General features: G+C 66.4%; 15 protein-coding genes. 6 read left to right on the plus strand and 9 right to left on the minus strand.

Going from position 1 to position 17,401, the window contains the following annotated elements; translation table 11 throughout:
* Window positions 1-19: 19 nt before the first annotated feature.
* Together ABCV34_RS12370 and ABCV34_RS12375 are read right to left on the minus strand one after the other, a co-directional pair.
* Complete coding sequence (locus ABCV34_RS12370; protein WP_345796510.1) at window positions 20-1,198, minus strand: isovaleryl-CoA dehydrogenase; 1,179 nt, start codon at window positions 1,196-1,198, stop codon at window positions 20-22.
* Between the two features lie 26 nt (window positions 1,199-1,224).
* Window positions 1,225-1,692: a MerR family DNA-binding transcriptional regulator gene (locus tag ABCV34_RS12375; protein ID WP_345796511.1), complete on the minus strand. Its 468-nt coding sequence runs from the start codon at window positions 1,690-1,692 to the stop codon at window positions 1,225-1,227.
* A 111-nt stretch (window positions 1,693-1,803) separates the two neighbouring features.
* On the opposite strand from ABCV34_RS12375, the gene ABCV34_RS12380 reads away from it, so the two are divergent.
* Entirely contained in the window at window positions 1,804-2,880 is a 1,077-nt protein-coding gene (locus ABCV34_RS12380; protein ID WP_345796512.1) for an MBL fold metallo-hydrolase, read from the plus strand.
* A 52-nt stretch (window positions 2,881-2,932) separates the two neighbouring features.
* Window positions 2,933-4,153 carry a PLP-dependent aspartate aminotransferase family protein gene (locus ABCV34_RS12385; protein WP_345796513.1) on the plus strand — a complete coding sequence of 407 codons (1,221 nt, stop codon included), beginning with the start codon at window positions 2,933-2,935 and terminating at the stop codon, window positions 4,151-4,153.
* Between the two features lie 88 nt (window positions 4,154-4,241).
* Here the strand turns inward: ABCV34_RS12385 and ABCV34_RS12390 are convergent, their stop codons facing one another.
* The 4 genes from ABCV34_RS12390 to ABCV34_RS12405 form a co-directional block, all read right to left on the minus strand.
* Window positions 4,242-4,868, minus strand: a complete 627-nt coding sequence (locus ABCV34_RS12390) for a thiol:disulfide interchange protein DsbA/DsbL (RefSeq protein WP_345796514.1) — start codon at window positions 4,866-4,868, stop codon at window positions 4,242-4,244.
* A 132-nt stretch (window positions 4,869-5,000) separates the two neighbouring features.
* Window positions 5,001-5,732 carry an SPOR domain-containing protein gene (locus ABCV34_RS12395; RefSeq protein ID WP_345796515.1) on the minus strand — a complete coding sequence of 244 codons (732 nt, stop codon included), beginning with the start codon at window positions 5,730-5,732 and terminating at the stop codon, window positions 5,001-5,003.
* A 3-nt stretch (window positions 5,733-5,735) separates the two neighbouring features.
* Window positions 5,736-7,418 carry an arginine--tRNA ligase gene (argS, locus tag ABCV34_RS12400; protein WP_345796516.1) on the minus strand — a complete coding sequence of 561 codons (1,683 nt, stop codon included), beginning with the start codon at window positions 7,416-7,418 and terminating at the stop codon, window positions 5,736-5,738.
* Between the two features lie 74 nt (window positions 7,419-7,492).
* Window positions 7,493-11,245 carry a DUF2235 domain-containing protein gene (locus ABCV34_RS12405; RefSeq protein ID WP_345796517.1) on the minus strand — a complete coding sequence of 1,251 codons (3,753 nt, stop codon included), beginning with the start codon at window positions 11,243-11,245 and terminating at the stop codon, window positions 7,493-7,495.
* A 184-nt stretch (window positions 11,246-11,429) separates the two neighbouring features.
* Here ABCV34_RS12405 and ABCV34_RS12410 point away from each other — a divergent pair, with 184 nt between their 5' ends.
* Window positions 11,430-11,774 carry a DUF1840 domain-containing protein gene (locus ABCV34_RS12410; RefSeq protein ID WP_345796518.1) on the plus strand — a complete coding sequence of 115 codons (345 nt, stop codon included), beginning with the start codon at window positions 11,430-11,432 and terminating at the stop codon, window positions 11,772-11,774.
* A gap of 9 nt (window positions 11,775-11,783) precedes the next feature.
* The gene (locus ABCV34_RS12415; protein WP_345796519.1) at window positions 11,784-12,101 is read left to right on the plus strand and encodes a hypothetical protein; all 318 of its coding nucleotides are present in this window, start codon (window positions 11,784-11,786) and stop codon (window positions 12,099-12,101) included.
* A gap of 1 nt (window position 12,102) precedes the next feature.
* On the opposite strand, the gene leuA is transcribed toward ABCV34_RS12415, so the two are convergent.
* Window positions 12,103-13,806, minus strand: a complete 1,704-nt coding sequence (gene leuA, locus ABCV34_RS12420) for a 2-isopropylmalate synthase (RefSeq protein WP_345796520.1) — start codon at window positions 13,804-13,806, stop codon at window positions 12,103-12,105.
* A 278-nt stretch (window positions 13,807-14,084) separates the two neighbouring features.
* Complete coding sequence (locus ABCV34_RS12425; protein WP_345796521.1) at window positions 14,085-14,660, minus strand: hypothetical protein; 576 nt, start codon at window positions 14,658-14,660, stop codon at window positions 14,085-14,087.
* Window positions 14,661-14,679: 19 nt separating this feature from the next.
* Between ABCV34_RS12425 and rpoN the strand changes: the two genes are divergently transcribed.
* Entirely contained in the window at window positions 14,680-16,023 is a 1,344-nt protein-coding gene (gene rpoN, locus ABCV34_RS12430; RefSeq protein WP_345796522.1) for an RNA polymerase factor sigma-54, read from the plus strand.
* 92 nt (window positions 16,024-16,115) lie between these two features.
* Window positions 16,116-16,370, plus strand: coding sequence for a (2Fe-2S)-binding protein (locus ABCV34_RS12435; protein WP_345796523.1), 255 nt, complete (start codon window positions 16,116-16,118; stop codon window positions 16,368-16,370).
* Between the two features lie 53 nt (window positions 16,371-16,423).
* On the opposite strand, the gene ABCV34_RS12440 is transcribed toward ABCV34_RS12435, so the two are convergent.
* Window positions 16,424-17,344, minus strand: a complete 921-nt coding sequence (locus tag ABCV34_RS12440; RefSeq protein ID WP_345796524.1) for a LysR substrate-binding domain-containing protein — start codon at window positions 17,342-17,344, stop codon at window positions 16,424-16,426.
* Window positions 17,345-17,401 lie beyond the last annotated feature (57 nt).

Below are 17,401 nucleotides of genomic sequence, written 5' to 3' on the forward strand. Positions count from 1 at the left end.
GGATGAGTGTAAACAGGCCCTAGGCCGTTTCGTTGAACAGTTCGCGGCCGATCAGCATACGGCGGATCTCGCTGGTGCCGGCGCCGATTTCGTACAGTTTCGCGTCGCGCCACAGGCGGCCGGTGGGATTGTCGTTGATGTAGCCATTGCCGCCCAGGATCTGGATGCCTTCGCCGGCCATCCAGGTGGCCTTTTCGGCACAGTACAGGATGACGCCGGCACAGTCTTTGCGCACCTGGCGCGCATGCTGCACGCCCAGGCGGTCGAGGTTCTTGCCCACGGTGTAGCAGAAGGCACGGCAGGCCTGCAGGGTCGTGTACAGATCGGCGAGTTTGCCCTGAATCAGCTGGAATTCGCCAATGGGCTGACCGAACTGCTGACGCTCGTGCACGTAGGGTACGACCACATCCATGACGGCCTGCATGATGCCCAACGGGCCGCCCGCCAGCACGGCGCGTTCGTAATCCAGGCCGCTCATGAGCACCCGGACGCCGCCGTTGACCTCGCCCAGGATGTTTTCCGCCGGGACCTCGCAGTCCTGGAAGACGAGTTCACCGGTGTGGGAACCGCGCATGCCCAGCTTGTCCAGTTTCTGGGCGACGGAAAAGCCCGGGAAGCTCTTTTCGACGATGAAGGCGGTGATGCCGCGTTGCTTGGCCTGGGGATCGGTCTTGGCGTAGACGACCAGCGTGTCGGCGTCGGGCCCGTTGGTGATCCACATCTTGGTGCCGTTCAGGACGTAGCGGTCGCCGTGTTTTTCCGCGCGCAGGCGCATGCTGACCACGTCGGACCCCGCCCCGGGTTCGCTCATGGCCAGCGCGCCGATCTGTTCGCCCGAAATGAGCCCCGGCAGGTATTTGCGTTTCTGGGCCTCGGTGCCGTTGCGGTGGATCTGGTTGACGCACAGGTTCGAATGCGCCCCGTAGGACAGCGCGATCGAGGCGCTAGCCCGTGAGATCTCCTCCATGGCGATCATGTGCGCCAGGTAACCCAGTTTGGACCCGCCATAGGTGTCGGACACGGTGACCCCCAGCAACCCCAGGTCGCCGAATTTGCGCCAGAGGTCCATGGGAAACTGGTCGTCGCGGTCGGCGGCGGCGGCGCGCGGGGCGATTTCCGACTGGGCGAAATCCCGCACCGCGTCGCGCAGCATGTCCAGGTCGGATCCAAGTTCGAAATTCAGGCCGGGTAAATCCATGGGGATGTCTCCTGAGGGCGCACGCCCTATTTTGCAATGAGATGGGGGTCGGGGGCGACCCCGGCGACCGCTGTGGGTGACGATGACGGCGCCCCTGCATGAACGGCGGAATCCAGCCGCGCGCGCAGCAGGGCTTCGCAATCGGCCTGCTGGCGGCGGATTTCTTTGAGGGTTTCGTCGAGGTCGCGGCGCTGCTGTTCGAGTTTGCGGCGGTGCGCGTCCAGGGTGTCGGCGTAGTGCCGCAGCTGCGCCGTGGTGCTGGCGTTGCTGCGGTCGTACAGATTGATGAGGGCGACGATTTCCGACAGCTGCAGTCCCAGGCGGCGCCCGCGCAGGGCCAGTTTCAGCCGGGTGCGGTCACGCGTCGTGTAAACGCGGTTGCGCCCGTCGCGCGCCGGGCTGACGATGCCTTGATCCTCGTAGAAGCGGATCGTGCGCGGGGTGACGTCAAATTCCCGGGCAAGCTCGGAGATGGTCCAGGTTGTTTGGCGCATGAGATCCGCGGAAGGAGTCTTCGAGAGGGATTTCATTATGCATGCAGTTTACGTTAACGTAAAGATGAGACTCTGACATAATGATGGGAAACACATTCAAGGAGACCCTGCATGAATCCGCAGGAACAGGAACTGGAATATCCCTGGGGCGAGACCCTGCCCGAGTCCGGCCATGCGCTGACCGTGGCCGATGGCGTGCGCTGGATCCGCATGCCGCTGCCCTTTGCCCTGGACCACATCAATCTGTGGCTGCTGCGTGACCGCGTCGATGGCCGCGAGGGCTGGACCGTGGTGGACTGCGGCATCGACCGTGGCGAGGTCCGTGAATGCTGGGAAGCCGTCTTCACCCAGGCGCTGGAAGGCCTGCCCGTGCTGCGCGTGATGGTGACCCACATGCATCCCGACCATGTGGGGCTGGCGCACTGGCTGTGCGACCGCTGGCAGGCGCCCTTGTGGATGACGATGACGGACTATGCGATGGCGCGGCTATGGGCCGGAGCCTCGGTGACCGACACGGCGGTGGAGGGCAGTGGTCCGGCCGGCGGGGCGGCGGCCCGGCATTTTGCCCGCCATGGCCTGGTCGATCAGGAAGCCCAGGCCCTGATCCGCAAGCGGCACGACTATTACGCAGGCCTCGTGCCTGCCATGCCGGCGCGCTTCCATCGCCTGATGGACGGCCAGGACGTGCAGATCGGCGGGCGGTCCTGGCGGGTCATCGTGGGCTACGGACATGCCCCCGAACATGCCTCGCTCTGGTGTCCGACCCTGGGGGTGTTGATCTCCGGAGACATGGTGCTGCCGCGCATCTCCACCAATATCAGCGTCTTCGATATAGAACCGGAGGCCAACCCGTTGCCCCTGTATCTGGATTCGCTCAAGGCCTACGACGATCTGTCGGCGGATGCCCTGGTACTGCCGTCGCACGGCAGGCCGTTCCGGGGCCTGCATCGGCGCATCGCCCAGCAGCAGGCGCATCACGCCGCGCGCCTGGACGATGTCCTGGCCGCGTGCGTCCGGCCACAGAGTGCCCATGATCTGCTGCCGGTGCTGTTCCGCCGCAAGCTCGACTTGCATCAGTTGGGCTTCGCCATGGGCGAATCCATCGCCCACCTGCACGCCCTATACTTCCAGGGGGCCCTGACGCGCACGCTGGATGACGACGGGGTCTACCGCTTCCGGCAATCCTGAACCAGACCGCTCAGGAAGCCGGGGTGCGCAGTCACCAGACAGGACGATGATCATGACGACAGATGCCGCAGGCTTTCCGAACGACCGTATCGACACGCTGCTGCAGCATATCGGCCAGGCGCCGCTGGATCCCGTGACCGGAACGGGGCCGGTGGCCATGCCGTCGATGCGTACCAGCACGGTGCGTTTCGCTTCCATGGACGTGCTGGATCGCGCCCAGGCAGCCAAACAGCGCGGCGAACGGGTGCCCACCTACGGGCGGGTCGGCCTGCAGACGCACGAGGCGCTGGAAACCCTGCTGTGCCGCCTGGAAGGCGGCCAGCGCGCCTTTCTGGCGCCTTCGGGCATGGCGGCGATCAGCATGACGCTCATGGCCTGCCTCAGCCAGGGTGATCATGCCCTGGTCGTCGATTGTGTCTACGGGCCGGTGCGCTACCTGCACAAAACGATCCTGTCGCGCATGGGCATCGCCATGGATTTCGTGCGCCCCGACCTGGACAGCCTGCAGGCCGCGCTGCGCCCTGAAACCCGCGTGCTGTACCTGGAATCGCCTGGGTCGCTGCTGATGGAAACGCTCGATCTGCCGGCGCTGTCGCGCTGGGCGCACGCCCATGGCCTGACCGTGGTGGCGGACAACACCTGGGGCTCGGGCTATATTTATCGGCCATTGGCGCTGGGCGCCGATATCTCGGTGATTGCGGCCACGAAATACATTGGCGGCCATTCCGACCTGATGCTGGGGGCGGCGGTGGCCCGGGATCCGGACCTGATCCACAAACTGCACGAAACGCATTATGCCCTGGGCAGTACGGTCAGCGCGGACGATGCCTGGCTGGCCTTGCGCGGGGCGCGCACCCTGGGCCTGCGCATGCGTACCTGCGCCGAACACGCCATGATGGTCTGTCAGTGGCTGGCCGAACAGCCCCAGGTATCGCACCTATTCTTCCCGGCCTGGCCGCAGGACGCCGGCCACGCGCTGTGGCAGCGTGATGCCACGGGATCGAACGGTCTGATGGCCGTGGCCGTGGATTTCAACGAGCACCAGGTACGCCGGGTGATCGACGGGCTGCGCCTGTTCGGGATCGGCTATTCCTGGGGCGGCTACGAAAGCCTGGTGACGCAGGTGGAACCTTCCGCGCTGGCGTCCAACGGCCATTGGGCGCAGGTTGCCAGCGAACGGATGCGTGCGGGGACGGTGCTGCGCCTGCACATCGGGCTGGAAGACCCGGCCGACCTGATCGCCGACCTGGCCCAGGCCTTCGCGGCGGTGTGATCCAGGTGTCACCTGCCGGTGACACCGTGCGGTCATTGACGGGTGCCGCCGCACCCGAGGCCTGCCGGAGAGCGCCGGCGGTACGGGATTACTTCCCTTGCGTCAGCAGCCGCTTGACCAGCTTGTCGGATTCGTCGATCGCGCCCTGATAGCTGCCAGTCTGCGCCGGTGAAGTCACGAAACGCCCACCAATCGCAAAGGACGGCGTGCCGTCGATATGGTAAGCCTTGGCCAGTTCGTCGGCCCGCGTGATCTTCGTCTGGACGCCGAACGAATTGAAGGCGTCGGTGAAGGACTTGCGATCCACGCCCTGGGCGGCGACCCAGTTGATGATGTCGTCAGCCTTGAAGAGCCGCTTGTTTTCCTCGTGGATCGCCTTGAATACGGCATCGTTCAGATCCAGCCGGCCCACGGCATCCAGTGCGTAGTACAACTTCTGCAGATCGCGCATGCTGGCGTTGAAGGCGACCGGCACGCCCTTGAACACCACGGTATCGGGCAGGGTTTTGCGCCAGTTGACCACCAGAGGCTCTATTTTTGCGCAATGCGGGCAGGTGTAGGCAAAGAATTCCAGGACTTCGATCTTGCCTGGGATGTCCGACGGCTGGGCGGGATCCAGCGTGGTGAACAGCGGCGCGGCCTGCGTGGGTGCCACGACCAGCGCGGCCAGACCCAGAAGCAGGCTTGAAGCGATACGGTAAATCAAGGTGCTCATGATGAGACTCCGAAGTTGATCTGAGAGTCTATGACTCTCGTGGCAAGGCACACGTTCCCCATCGAGCCGACGAACAAGTCGACCGGATGAGAAGAGGACGCTGGCGCATTGTGCAATCAGCCAAATGGCACACTAAGGGCGAACGACCGAGGATTCGATCTTCTCGTCGCCCAGTTTAGTGCGTGCCCGGTTCATGTCGTCGATGCCCTTGAAGGGACCGACCCGTACCCGGTTGATCGGGCTGCCGTTGGACTCGCCGGTCTCGATGCGCACCGGCAGGCCCAGCAGCACGACGCGGGCCAGCATGGTCTGCGCCTCGGACTTCGAGCGGAACGCGCCCGTCTGCAGGAAATAGGTCGTTTGTGTCGTCGCAGCCGATTTGGCGGGGGGAGGCGGCGGTGGGAACGGCAGGCTGGACGAGGTCGATTTGGCGGCGGATGCGGCCGGCGCCGGGGCCGGATGCGACGGCGCCTGGGGGGCGGGCGGCTGCGCCTTGGTCGCCGGCGCGGGTGTCCCCGGCTTGTCCAGACCGGCGATCAGCTGGCCGATGGCGTCGGACAGGGGGTTTTCCGGTTGGCCGGGTTCGGGGGCCGGTGCCGGCGGGTTGGTGGAACTGCCGCCCTGGTCCGGCGCGCGCGTGCCCGCCGGACCGTCCTTGCCATATAGGGCAATGTTCGGATCGGGGGCGTTTTTCACGTCCGGCAGCAGGGTGGTCGGGGCGTCGCGGCTGGCCTTGTCCTTGAAGGGCATGGGGGCCTTGGTGACGAACAGCGCGACGGCGACGGCGGCCGCCACCCCCAGCACCATGCCCAGCGTCAGGCCGAACCAGGTGCCGCCGGAGGATTTCTTTTTGCGTGTGGCCATGATCTACATCCGCTCGGGGGCGGTGACCCCCAGCAGGCCCAGTCCGTTGGCGATCACCTGGGCCGTGGCCTGGGCCAGGCGCAGGCGGGCCGCCAGCAGCGCGGCATCGTCCACCAGGATGCGTTCCGCGTTATACCAGGCGTGGAAATCGGCGGCGCAATCGCGCAGCCAGAACGCCAGCTGGTGCGGCGCGAGTTCCTGGGCCGCCTGGGTCAGCACGCCGGGGTATTCGGCCAGGCGTTGCAGCAGCGTGATTTCGGTGGGTGCGGTCAGCAGCGATGGATCGGCCGATCGGGCCTGTCGCGCCGCATCGTGCTGGCGCAGCAGGGAATGGATGCGGGCGTGCGCGTACTGGATGTAGTAGACCGGGTTTTCCTCGCTGTGCGATAGCGCCAGATCGATGTCGAAGACGAATTCCGAATCCGCGCGGCGCTGAGCCAGGAAGAAACGCACCGCGTCGCGCCCCACCCAGTCGATCAGGTCGCGCAGGGTGACGTAGCTGCCGGCGCGCTTGGAAATTTTGACTTCGGCGCCGTCGCGCATGACGCGCACCATCTTGTGCAGCACGTAGGCCGGGTAGTCGGCCGGGATGCCCAGGTTCATCCCTTGCAGGCCGGCGCGCACGCGCGCGATGGTGCCGTGGTGATCGGTGCCCTGGATGTTGATGGCGTGATGAAAGCCGCGTTCCCATTTGGCGACGTGATAGGCCACGTCCGGCACGAAATAGGTGTAGCCGCCTTCGGATTTCCGCATCACGCGGTCCTTGTCGTCACCCGTGCCCAGTTCGGTGGTGCGCAGCCACAGGGCGCCGTCCCGTTCGTAGGTATGACCGGCGTCGATCAGGGCCTGGACGGTGCGTTCCACCCGGCCGCTGGTGTAGAGCGAGCTTTCCAGGTAGTAGTTGTCGAAGCGCAGATCGAATGCCTGCAGATCCAGGTCCTGTTCGCGGCGCAGATACGCGACCGCGAAGCGGCGGATGGCATCCAGGTCATCCGGATCGCCGCTGGCCTGGATGGGCTCGCCGTCGCTGGCCTGCACGGTGGCGCGGGCCAGATAGTCGTGGGCGATGTCCAGGATGTATTCGCCCTTGTAGCCGTCTTCCGGGAAGTCGGGACTGCCCGGTGCGATGCCGCGGGCGCGGGCCTGCACGCTGATGGCCAGATTATGGATCTGGTTGCCCGCGTCGTTGTAATAGAACTCGCGGGTGACCTGGGCGCCCTGGGTTTCGAACAGCCGGCAGATCGAATCGCCCAGCGCCGCCTGGCGCGCGTGGCCCACGTGCAGCGGCCCGGTCGGGTTGGCGGAGACGAATTCCACCAGAATGCGTTCGTCGTGGGCGGCGCGGTGGCCGTAGCGTTCGCCCTGGGTCTGGATGACGTCGAGCACGGCCTGATGGGCGGCCGCCGACAGGCGGAAATTGATGAAGCCGGGGCCCGCGACTTCCGCCTGGGCGATCAGCGCGCCGGCGTTCGGCTGGGCGAGGACGGCGTCCACGATGGCCTGGGCGAGTTCGCGCGGATTGCGGCGGGCGCTGCGCGCCGCCTGCATGGCGATGTTGCAGGCCACGTCGCCATGGGCGGCGACTTTGGGACGTTCCAGGGTGATGTCCAGGGATAGCCCCGGGATCAGGGTGTCCAGGATCGAACGTAGAAGGGCGATGAGCTGGGTATGTTGCTCTGGTAGCATGACTGAGTGATCGGTGACGGCGGCCCCCTCGGATGAGGGGGCCGGTAAGGTGACCCCGAAATGATAGCCCGATTTCAGGGCTGTCGTGGGGGGCCGGCCATGCCGGACAGGCCCAGCTGCGATTCCAGCCAGGCCCCGTAACCCTGCATGTCCACCGTGCCCACCACGCTGCCCGACTGCAGTTCCCAGCCGGCCATGCGCTGGATGAAGGACTCGAACAGGGCGCGCTGGGCATTGCCCAGCCGGGCGTCGGCCCCTTGGGGGCCCAGCGGCCGGGTGCCGGCATCCTGCAGTTCCCGGTCGCCGGCCAGCAGGCGCTGCGCGGGGATACGCTCGTCATGCAGCCAGGGGCGCGCCACCTGCCGGTCGGCGTCGGCCAGCGGCTTCATGGGTACCAGGGCCGCCATGGCCTGCCAGCGCATCCAGTTCAGTGCCACATCGGACAGATCCCCGTCCGGGGTTGGCTGTCCCTCTTCGTTGAGCAGCAGCCCGCCGCCGATGTCGGCATGGGCGCCGATGAAGGGCGCCTCGACGGTGTTGCCGGGCTGGCCGCCCGTGGCCGAGATCAGGGGAAACAGGCTGCGCAGTTCATGCAGGGCCACGGCGTGGGCCACCCAGCCCCAGGCGCCGGAGACCGACAGATCGAAACCGGCGTTGGCCGCGCCCAGCAGCCCGAACTGCGCCACGGTGTCGAACAGGCCCAGAAAGCGCAGGTCCACGCACAGGGCGATCGTGCCGCGCAGCGGATCGTCATAGGAAAACCAGCCGTTGCGCGTCTGGCGGGCGATGCGGTTGGCGAACTCGCGTGCCAGCGCGGCCCCCCGCGAATAGCCCAGGATGTCGATGGGCGCGGCTTGCGGCGATCCCTGCGCACGTTGCAGGGCGTTGAGCAGCGACTGCCACTGATTGCGCAGGATCTGCCCGCTGCTGGCGGCGGTCACCGCATCCCAGTCCGGATACCGGTTGTTGCCGGGACCTGCATGATAGTAGGCCGGGCCATCGGTGTAGGCCTGGGTCAGCTTCCAGACATTGCTCTGGTTGGCGCGGCCATAACGGGTGCCGTCGAACGCCAGCAGGATCAGGCCCAGGGGATCGACATGGCGCATGGGCTGCTGGGCGCCGTAGCCCAGCGCCTGCTGCCCGGGAACGGGGCCCAACGGATCGGGTTCCAGGTACTGTCCGCGCCGCGGCAGGTAGGTGCGGAACACGTTGTCGTGCCAGCCCGTCGCCGGATCCTCGTCCTGGCCGGGCCAGCGCAGCGGCAAAGTCAGGTCGCCAGACCGGCGCGTTGCCCGGCCCAGGACGTCGTAGGTCGCTGACCAGCGGACTGTCCGCTGGTCGTCTGTGACCAGGACTGGCGCGCCCAGCAGGTCGGCCTGCATGAAATACAGGCGCGTGCGCCCGTCGTCGTCCGTCTGCAGCAGGCCGACGGGCGCATCCTGCGCGTAGATGTAGCGCTGGCTGACGCCAAAACGCCGGATTGCCGGCGGACCGCCGGCGGCCGACGCGGGGCGCAGCCAGCGTGCCGCCAGCCGGTTGTCCACGTAATAGCGCTCGATCTCCTGGGTGCCATGCCGCTGGCGGATCTGCTGGCCCCGCGCGTTGTAGGTGTAGCGCGCCAGGATCCGATCGCCGCTGCGCACCTCGGCCAGACGCCGTTGCGCCTGGTAGCGCAGCGCGAGGCCGTCGATGGACAAGGGCAGGCCGCCCGCGTCGCGCGGAATCGGGGGCGCGAAACCCGGGCCTGGTTCCTCGATGACCGCCCGGGCCTTCCGGGTGCCGGCTGCCGGATCGGATGCCGCAGTCTGGCCGATCGGGCCCGGCAAGGTACGCATCCCGGCCAGACTGCCATCGTCCGCCCAGGCGAACCAGCTTGTCCGCCAGGCCGATCGCCCGTCGTTCCGGGATTCCGCACGCTGGGCGATGCCGGCCAGTCGGCCCTGCATGTCGTAGGCGAAGCGGCGCAGCAGCCGGGGTTCGTCCGGAGCCAGTTGCGTCAGTTGCATCACCCGGCCCCGGTCGTCATGCCGGCGCCACTCGCCCCACAGGATCCGCTGGCCGTCGGACAGCGCCAGGCGGTCGGCCCGTCCGCGTGTGTCCGTTCCGGTCTGCAAATGCAGGCCGTTGCCGTAGCGGTAGCCGGCCGCGCCCGGGACCGTATCGATCACGGTGTGCCGCGTGCCGTCGGCATCTTCCCAGACGATGCGGCTCAGGCGGCCGGCGCCAGACCATGCGTAGTGCAGCGCGCCGCCCTCGGGCAGCGCATGGCGGGACAGGTGGCCCATCGCGTCGTAGTCAAAGGCTTCCTGATATTGCAGCATGCCGACCGGGTGGGGGCGGCGGATCGTGCGTGATCGCAGGCGACCGGCGTCGTCGTGGTTCAGGTACTCGGTTTCCGAGGGGTGTTCCAGCCGTTCAGGCAGGCGTCCGCGCCATTGGATGGAGACGGAGATGTCAGTCTGGCCAGGGCTGGTGTATCGCAGCCGGGCTGGGCGCCCGACAGTATCCGATCGCAGGTCCAGCCGGTCGCCGCTGGCGTGCAGCAGGCCCTGCGGTTGGCCGCCCGGGGCCGTCGATACGCGGGTCCGGCCGGTCAGTGCGCTGGACCAGGCCGTCAGCCGGCCGCCGTGGTCGTAGTCCAGCTGCAGCCCTGGCCAACCGCCATGCGTCTGAAGCAGCTGGCGGATGACGCCGTCCGGATGGCGGGTGATGCGCAGCCCGTCGATCTTGGTCAGCCGGTTCTGGTCGTCGCGCAGGACGCCCGATCCCGTCGCGATGCCGCCGCCATCCGGATAGCGCAACGCCAGCCGGCCGACTGTCTGGGTGGGAGGGCCCGGGATGGCCTCGACGACCTGGCCCTGCGCGTCGTAGGTCCAGGTGCGTGCCCGCCAGTGTCGTCCCGCGGCATCCTGCAGCGTGATGCCGGTCACGGCCCCGGGATGTCCCGCCTGCCGATCGGTTTCGTGGTGGTGGATGCGCCGCATGCCGTCCGGGCGTCGGACTTCGGTCAGCCTTGCCGGCAGGGGCGTCTCAGGGAGGGATTGTGCGTCGTCAGGGCGCTGCGTGAGGCGGGCGCCTTCGTGTGGGGCGGGTGTGTCGTATCGATACAGGAAGGTGCCTGCCGGCGAGTCCAGCGACTGCAGTATGGGCCGGTCACCCAGTAGCGCGTAGCGCAGGGTCAGCGCCGATGCACCGCGCCGGATCCGGCGCATCAGGCCGTCGAAAGGGCCTGTTTCGTGGTATTCGATCCCGATGATCGCGCGACCGGGCCGGTGCGCGGCGCGCAGACGGCCCTGGCCGTCGAAGTCCAGGCGGTGTCCGTCGCGACCCAGCCAGGCCATCGGCGCGCCGGCTGCGTGCGCGGGCAGGGTTTCACCCGGCTGGCCTGTCTCTGGCCATCGGGTCGCCACGAGTCGTCCGTCCGAGACTCGGCGCGAGTGTCCCCGGGCATCGTAGGACAGAATCCTGCCGTCGGGCAGGAGAAGCTGCCAGCCGCCCCCCTGGCGCCGCAGGCGGACATCGTACTCCGTGGTCCAGCCCTGGCCCAGCGGGCCGCCCGCCCTGGATCCGGAGCGGTACAGCCGGACGAAAGCCGGCCACTGCCCGTGGGCCGGCTCGGGCAGATCGATTTCACGCAGGAACTTTTCGCCGGTTGCCAGATGGACCGGATTGCCGATGCCGGTGTCCAGATCCGGTTCGCCGATGGGGCCCAGGGCCGAAGCGGCCCCGCAGGGTGGCGCGCCGCCTGCGTCCGCTTGCGGGACCGGGCAGGTCAGCGGTGCGGAAGCGGGCGTGGACAGGGCCTGGGCGACGCCGGCCAAGGACATGCCCGCAGCCAATAGGAGCCGCGGTGAAAGGCCCCTGGCCAATGGGTGCCGGCAGCTTGGAAAGTGGCGCCAGACGGCGGTCTTCGGCATAATGGGTTCTCCCCTCGAAGCTGGACATTCTCCAGCTTGGCAGGGTGCCGAACTTGCAGTAGTGTATGTTTATGTCCATTGCGGGAAACCCACCATGCTCATTTTGTTTCAGTCGAAATCCGCCGCCGAAGTCCTGATGTTCGCTCAGCATGCCAAACCGATCCTGGTTGCTGCCGGCAAACGATTCGACACGGCCGACCTGCCCGAGCGTGGGGTCATCACCCGGGCTCAAATGGACGCGGCCATTGCGGGCATCGAATCGCTGGTGGCCACCGATACCAGTCACAATGACAATCCCGGCGAACACGACGACGCCACCGAACACCCCATCGCCCAGCATGTCGGCATGCGGCGGCGTGCCTGGCCCCTGCTGGCCATGCTGCGGCTGGCCCGCGAAAAAGGCGAAGACGTCACCTGGGAACCGGCACCCATCTGGTAAGGAATCCCCATGCAGGGTCATGTGATCGTGATTTTCGATGCGCAGCGCTCGTTGGAATTTTCCGTCGATGCGCCGGTCGACGGGGATCGAGCCCGGGCGGCACGCGCCTGGTTCGGGCAGAACTGGGATTCGCTGGGTTGCGAGCCCCTGCGCGTCAGCGGCAAGGTCCTGCTGCTCGACAAGATCCTCGGCGTCGCCAAAGCGCTGGGGTACACCAACCTGTCCTCCCGGGCCGATCTGGCCCGGGAATTCGCCGTCCATGCCATTCAGGCATTGGAAAAGCCCCGAGTGACCGTCGATCTCCCGGGGCTAGCCATCGTGTACTGAATCAGGCCGCGACCGATGCGCGGGCCGGGATTTCCTTCCCGGCGGCGGCCTGCCGGTTGACGGCGCTCAGAATCGCCAGGAACGACGACGTCACGATGTCTTCGTGGATGCCCACGCCGTACCCGTTGGGTGCGTCGCCGATGCGCATTTCCACATAGGATGCCGCCCGGGTGTCGGTGCCCGTGCCGATGGCGTGTTCCTGATAGTCCATGACGCGCGCATCGATGCCCAGCGCATCGACGAAGGCCGAGATGGCGCCGTCGCCCTGGCCGGACAGGTGGCGCGTCTGGCCATCGGCCTGAATTTCGACCTCGATCGTGAACTGTTTCTGGCTTGTGTTCCTGGGGCTGCCTGTGATGCGATGCCGGACCAGCTTCCACGGGGTTTCAAGATCCAGGTATTCGCTGGAGAAGACCTCGAACACGTCCTTGGATGTGACTTCGCGGCCGGTTTCGTCGGTGACGCGCTGAATGGCGCGGCTGAACTCGATCTGCAGGCGGCGCGGCAGGACCAGGCCGTGTTCCTGTTCCAGCAGATAGGACACGCCGCCCTTGCCGGACTGGCTGTTGACGCGGATGACGGCGTCGTAGCTGCGGCCCAGATCGGCCGGATCGATCGGCAGGTAGGGAACTTCCCAGATGGCGTCGGGCTGCTGTATGGCGAAGCCCTTTTTGATGGCGTCTTGGTGCGAACCCGAAAACGCGGTGAACACCAGATCGCCCGCATACGGATGGCGCGGATGCACGGGCAACTGATTGCAGTCCTCGACGCAGCGGCGGACCTCGTCGATGTCCGAAAAATCCAGGCCCGGATGGATGCCCTGCGTGTACAGGTTCAAGGCCAGGGTGACCAGGTCTACGTTGCCGGTGCGTTCGCCGTTGCCGAACAGACAGCCTTCGATGCGGTCGGCCCCGGCCATGACGGCGAGTTCGGCCGCAGCCACCGCGGTGCCGCGGTCATTGTGCGGGTGGACGCTGATGACGATCTTGTCGCGCTGTGCCAGATTGCGGTGCATCCATTCGATCTGGTCGGCGTACAGGTTCGGGGTGGTGGCCTCGATGGTGGCCGGCATGTTCAGGATGATCTTGTCCTGCACGGTCGGCTGCCAGGTCTCGACCACGGCATTGCAGACTTCCAGCGCGAAATCCGGCTCCGTCGTGCTGAAGACTTCGGGCGAGTATTCGTAGCGCCAGTGGGTTTCCGGGTGTTTGGCGACTTCGGCCTTGACGATCTTCGTGCCCTCGATGGCGATCGTGCGGACCTCGTCGCGGCTCATGTTGAACACGATCTTGCGGAAAGCCGGTGCGCAGGCGTTGTACATGTGCACGATGGCGTGTTTGGCGCCGGCCAGGGCCTGTACCGTGCGGGGGATCAGGTCGCCGCGTGCCTGGGTCAGGCCGATGATGGTGACGTCATCGGGAATGCGCTTTTCCTCGACCAGTTTGCGCACGAAGTCGTAGTCTGTCTGCGAGGCGGACGGAAAGCCGACCTCGATTTCCTTGAAGCCGATCTTCACCAGCTGTTCGAAGAAGCGCAGTTTGCGCTCTACGCTCATGGGCTCGATCAGCGCCTGGTTGCCATCGCGCAGATCGGTGCTCATCCAGATCGGCGGCGTGGTGATGCGGCGGCTGGGCCAGGTGCGTTCGGAAAATTCACGCGCAAATGGCGCGAACGGAACGTATTTGGAGGCGGGGTTCTGGATCATGGCAATACCTGTCTGGGGGGTGTGCGCCGGAGTCCGGACACGGACATCGCACGGCGGCGAGGGTGTGGCGTAGGAACGGTTGCCGAACTGCCACGCGGCGCTAGGCCCGGCAACCGATCGCTAGCAGCAGTAGACCCGACAGGAAAGACAGGGGAGTCGCCAGGCGAGCGGACGCCGCCACCGACGCGCGCGCAAGCCCGGCCGCAGAAGCCTGCGGCTGAAGGGCAAAGGGTGCGCACGAAATATCCATAGCCATCAGTCAAACATATTTTCTGGCGTCACGCAAGTGTTGGCGCCTGTTTCGTGGGCGTCGGCTGCCGCTGGCGGGCGCTCTCCAGCGCCGCCAGCTGTTGCGCAGCCAGCTGCAGGCGCCTTGCCCGCCCGTTGGCCAGTTCGTTGCGGGCCAGCGACAGGTCGCCCACTCGCAGCGGCTCGTCGCGCGGCTGCCAGGCCCAGAGCAATACGTCCAGGGCGGGCGCCGACAGCTGGTCGGCCAACTGTGCGAACGAGGCGGCATCCACCGGTTTTAGCTGGGCGCGGGTCAGGATGGAGCGGACCGCCAGGTAAACCAGCCAGGCGATCAGGATGGTGAACAGGAAGACCAGGGCCCACCAGAAATACGGGTTGTAGCGCTGTACCAACGCGGTCGCCTCGGCCCCCATGAGGCGGTTTCCGGCATAATCGAGGCCATTGCCAAATGCCAGCAGGCGATTGAGCAGGTCATACCAGACCAGCGCGATCAGGACGACCAGGGTGGCCGAGACGATCTTGGCCGTGGCCGTCAGTTTGAGCAGGATTCTGCGCAGCAATGCGCCGTCCTGCCGGCTGGGAGTTTGGATATGTTCCTGATTCATGGTGTTCATCGAGTCGAATATGCGTTCGCAACCATCCCTGGAGTTGGGCCAGCACCAGCAGTTGGTGCTGACGCCACAGCTTCGCCAGGCCCTGAAGCTGCTGCAATGCTCGACCCAGGAACTGGAGCAGGAAATCACCCAGGCGTTGGCGGACAATCCCCTGCTGGAGCGGGATGATCCCGCCCCGGACGAGGCCGCGGCCCGGGCGGAAATGCTGGAGCATCGCTGGGCGCAGCCCGCACGCCAGATCGTATCGGATGATATCCCGGAATCGGGAACGACGCAGAGCCTGGCGGATCATCTGTTGCAGCAATTGCGCACGACCCGGGCCACACCGCGCGATCAGGGCCTGGTTGCGTTGCTGATCGGCGAGCTGGATGAGCGGGGGTATCTGGATTTCGACCCGCAGTCTTTTTCCTCTGCCCTGCCGCCCGGGCTGGACATCCAGGATGAGGAATGGCGGGCCGCTTTGCGCTTGCTGCAGTCTTTCGATCCGGCGGGCGTGGGCGCGCGGGACCTGTCCGAGTGCCTGCGGCTGCAGTTGCGCGCGCGGGAGGACGAATGGCCGCCGGACGTCCTAGCATGCGCGGTGCGCCTGACGGAATGCCTGGATGACCTGGGTGCGGGACGGTGGGGGCGGCTGTGCGAGACCCTGGGCTGCGAACGCAGCCTGCTGGATGCCGCCCATCGGGCCCTGCTGCGGTTGGATCCGCATCCCGTCAGCGCCTGGCATGATGAGGCGACTTGTTACGTGGTACCCGACATCCTGTTCTACCGGGGACCGGGGGAATGGCTCGCCAGCCTGAACCCGGCGCTGGAGCCGCGATTGCGGCTGGATGCCGGCCTGGTGGCGCAGATCCAGGGTGCGGACGTGCCGTCCGGGCTGCGGGAACAGGTAAGCCAGGCCCATCATCTGATCCAGCAGCTGGGCCAGCGGCGGCAGACCATCCTGCGTGTGGCCGGGTTCATCGCATCCCATCAGCGCCCGTTCCTGGATCACGGCGAAGGGGCCCTGCGGCCGCTGGTGTTGCGCGACGTCGCGCAGGCGCTGGATCTGCACGAGTCCACCATTTCCCGCGCGACGCGCATGAAGTATGCCCAGACCCCCTGGGGCGTGTTCGAACTGAAATATTTTTTCGGTACTGGCGTGCAGACGACATCGGGCGAGGATGCCTCGTCCCGGGCGATCCAGGCGCTCATGCGCGCCTTGCTGGACGCCGAGCCGGCCGGCAAGCCCTTGTCCGACATGCGCCTGACCCGGTTGCTGGCCGATCAGGGCATCGTCATCGCCCGCCGGACGGTCGCCAAATACCGCGAAGCCATGGGCGTGCCGGCGGCCAGTCTGCGCAAGGCCCGGTCGTGAGCCGAAAGACGGCCGATGGGCCAAAACGTCAGGTCCAAGGAAGCGATCAAAACCGCTTGCGCTGCGGATGAAGATGGATGATAATGATTCGCATGTATATCTGTGTATGCAACGCGATCAGCGAGCGCCATGTCCAGGACGCCATTGCCCAGGGGGCAAAGGATCTGGGTGATCTGCAGGCTCAGCTAGGCATCGCCACCTGCTGCGGCCAGTGCGCCGAAACCGCCACCGACTATCTGCCGGGCGGGCGATATGCGGCCGAAGTCGCCCCGGCGGCGTCGGTGCAACCCCGACGCGCGGTCGAGGTCACGCTGCTGACCAGTACCCAGGTCGCCCGCGTCGCCTGATTGCCGGGTGGCGACACCCTTCATGAGCCCCATGCCGCATCGGCATCCGGGGCTCATGCCAATTCACAGTGCCGCCAGGTACCGTCGTCGATCAGTCCTTGCGTCAGCGACCGGATCAGTTCGATGACGGCCGTGACGGCGGGCCGGTCCGGGGCGCTCTTGCTCGTGCACAGACTGATCTTGCGGGACAGCGATGGCGTCAGATGGTAGGCCTTGATGGCGCCTGTATGGATTTCCTTGTAGGCGGCGGAATACGGCAGGATCGTGACGCCGAGCCCCTCACTGACGGCGGGCAGCAGGATTGCCGAGGTGCTCGCCTGAGCCAGCAGCTGATACCGCAGCCGGGCATTCATGAAGGCGTAATCGATCCGCATGCGCAGCTTGTTGGGCGGGCGCGGGAGGATCAGCGGTATATCGGCAAGATCCGTGATCGACAGCCGAGTCCTGGGCAGGGCGACCGAAGGATGGGCCAGCACCAGCAATTCTTCCACGACCAGCGGTGTCGTCGACAGGCTGGAACTGTTCTCCTCGTCTGGCGGCAGCGAAATATCCACGCGGCCCTGCTGGATGGCCAGGGGCAGATCGGCGCTGGGAATGTCCACGATTTCCAGTTCGATGGCGGGGTAACGCTGCCGCACGGCGCGGATCAGGGGCAGGGCCAGTATCCTGGCCGTGCTGGATGCCATGGCGACCGAGACCGCACCCGAGACCGGATCCGCCTTGCGGGTCAGGATGCTGTGGATGGAATCGACCTGGCGCAGGATCGTCTGGGCCTGGCGATACAGCAGCTGGCCCTCCACCGTCGGCTCGACGCCCCGCGGCCTGCGAACCAGCAGCGCCACGCCGACGTCATCTTCCAGCAGCGCCATTTGCTGGCTGAGCGCCGGTTGTGCCACGTGCAGGCTCTCCGCGGCATGCGTCATGTTGCGCAGCTCGACGACACGCACGAAGTAGGCCAGTTGCTTCAGATTCATGATGAGTGACGGCTGATGAGATGGCTGATGATAGCAATAAGATAATCTTATCTTTTG

It is taken from the genome of Castellaniella sp. MT123 (genome assembly GCF_039614765.1).
Classification (GTDB): Bacteria; Pseudomonadota; Gammaproteobacteria; order Burkholderiales; family Burkholderiaceae_B; genus Castellaniella.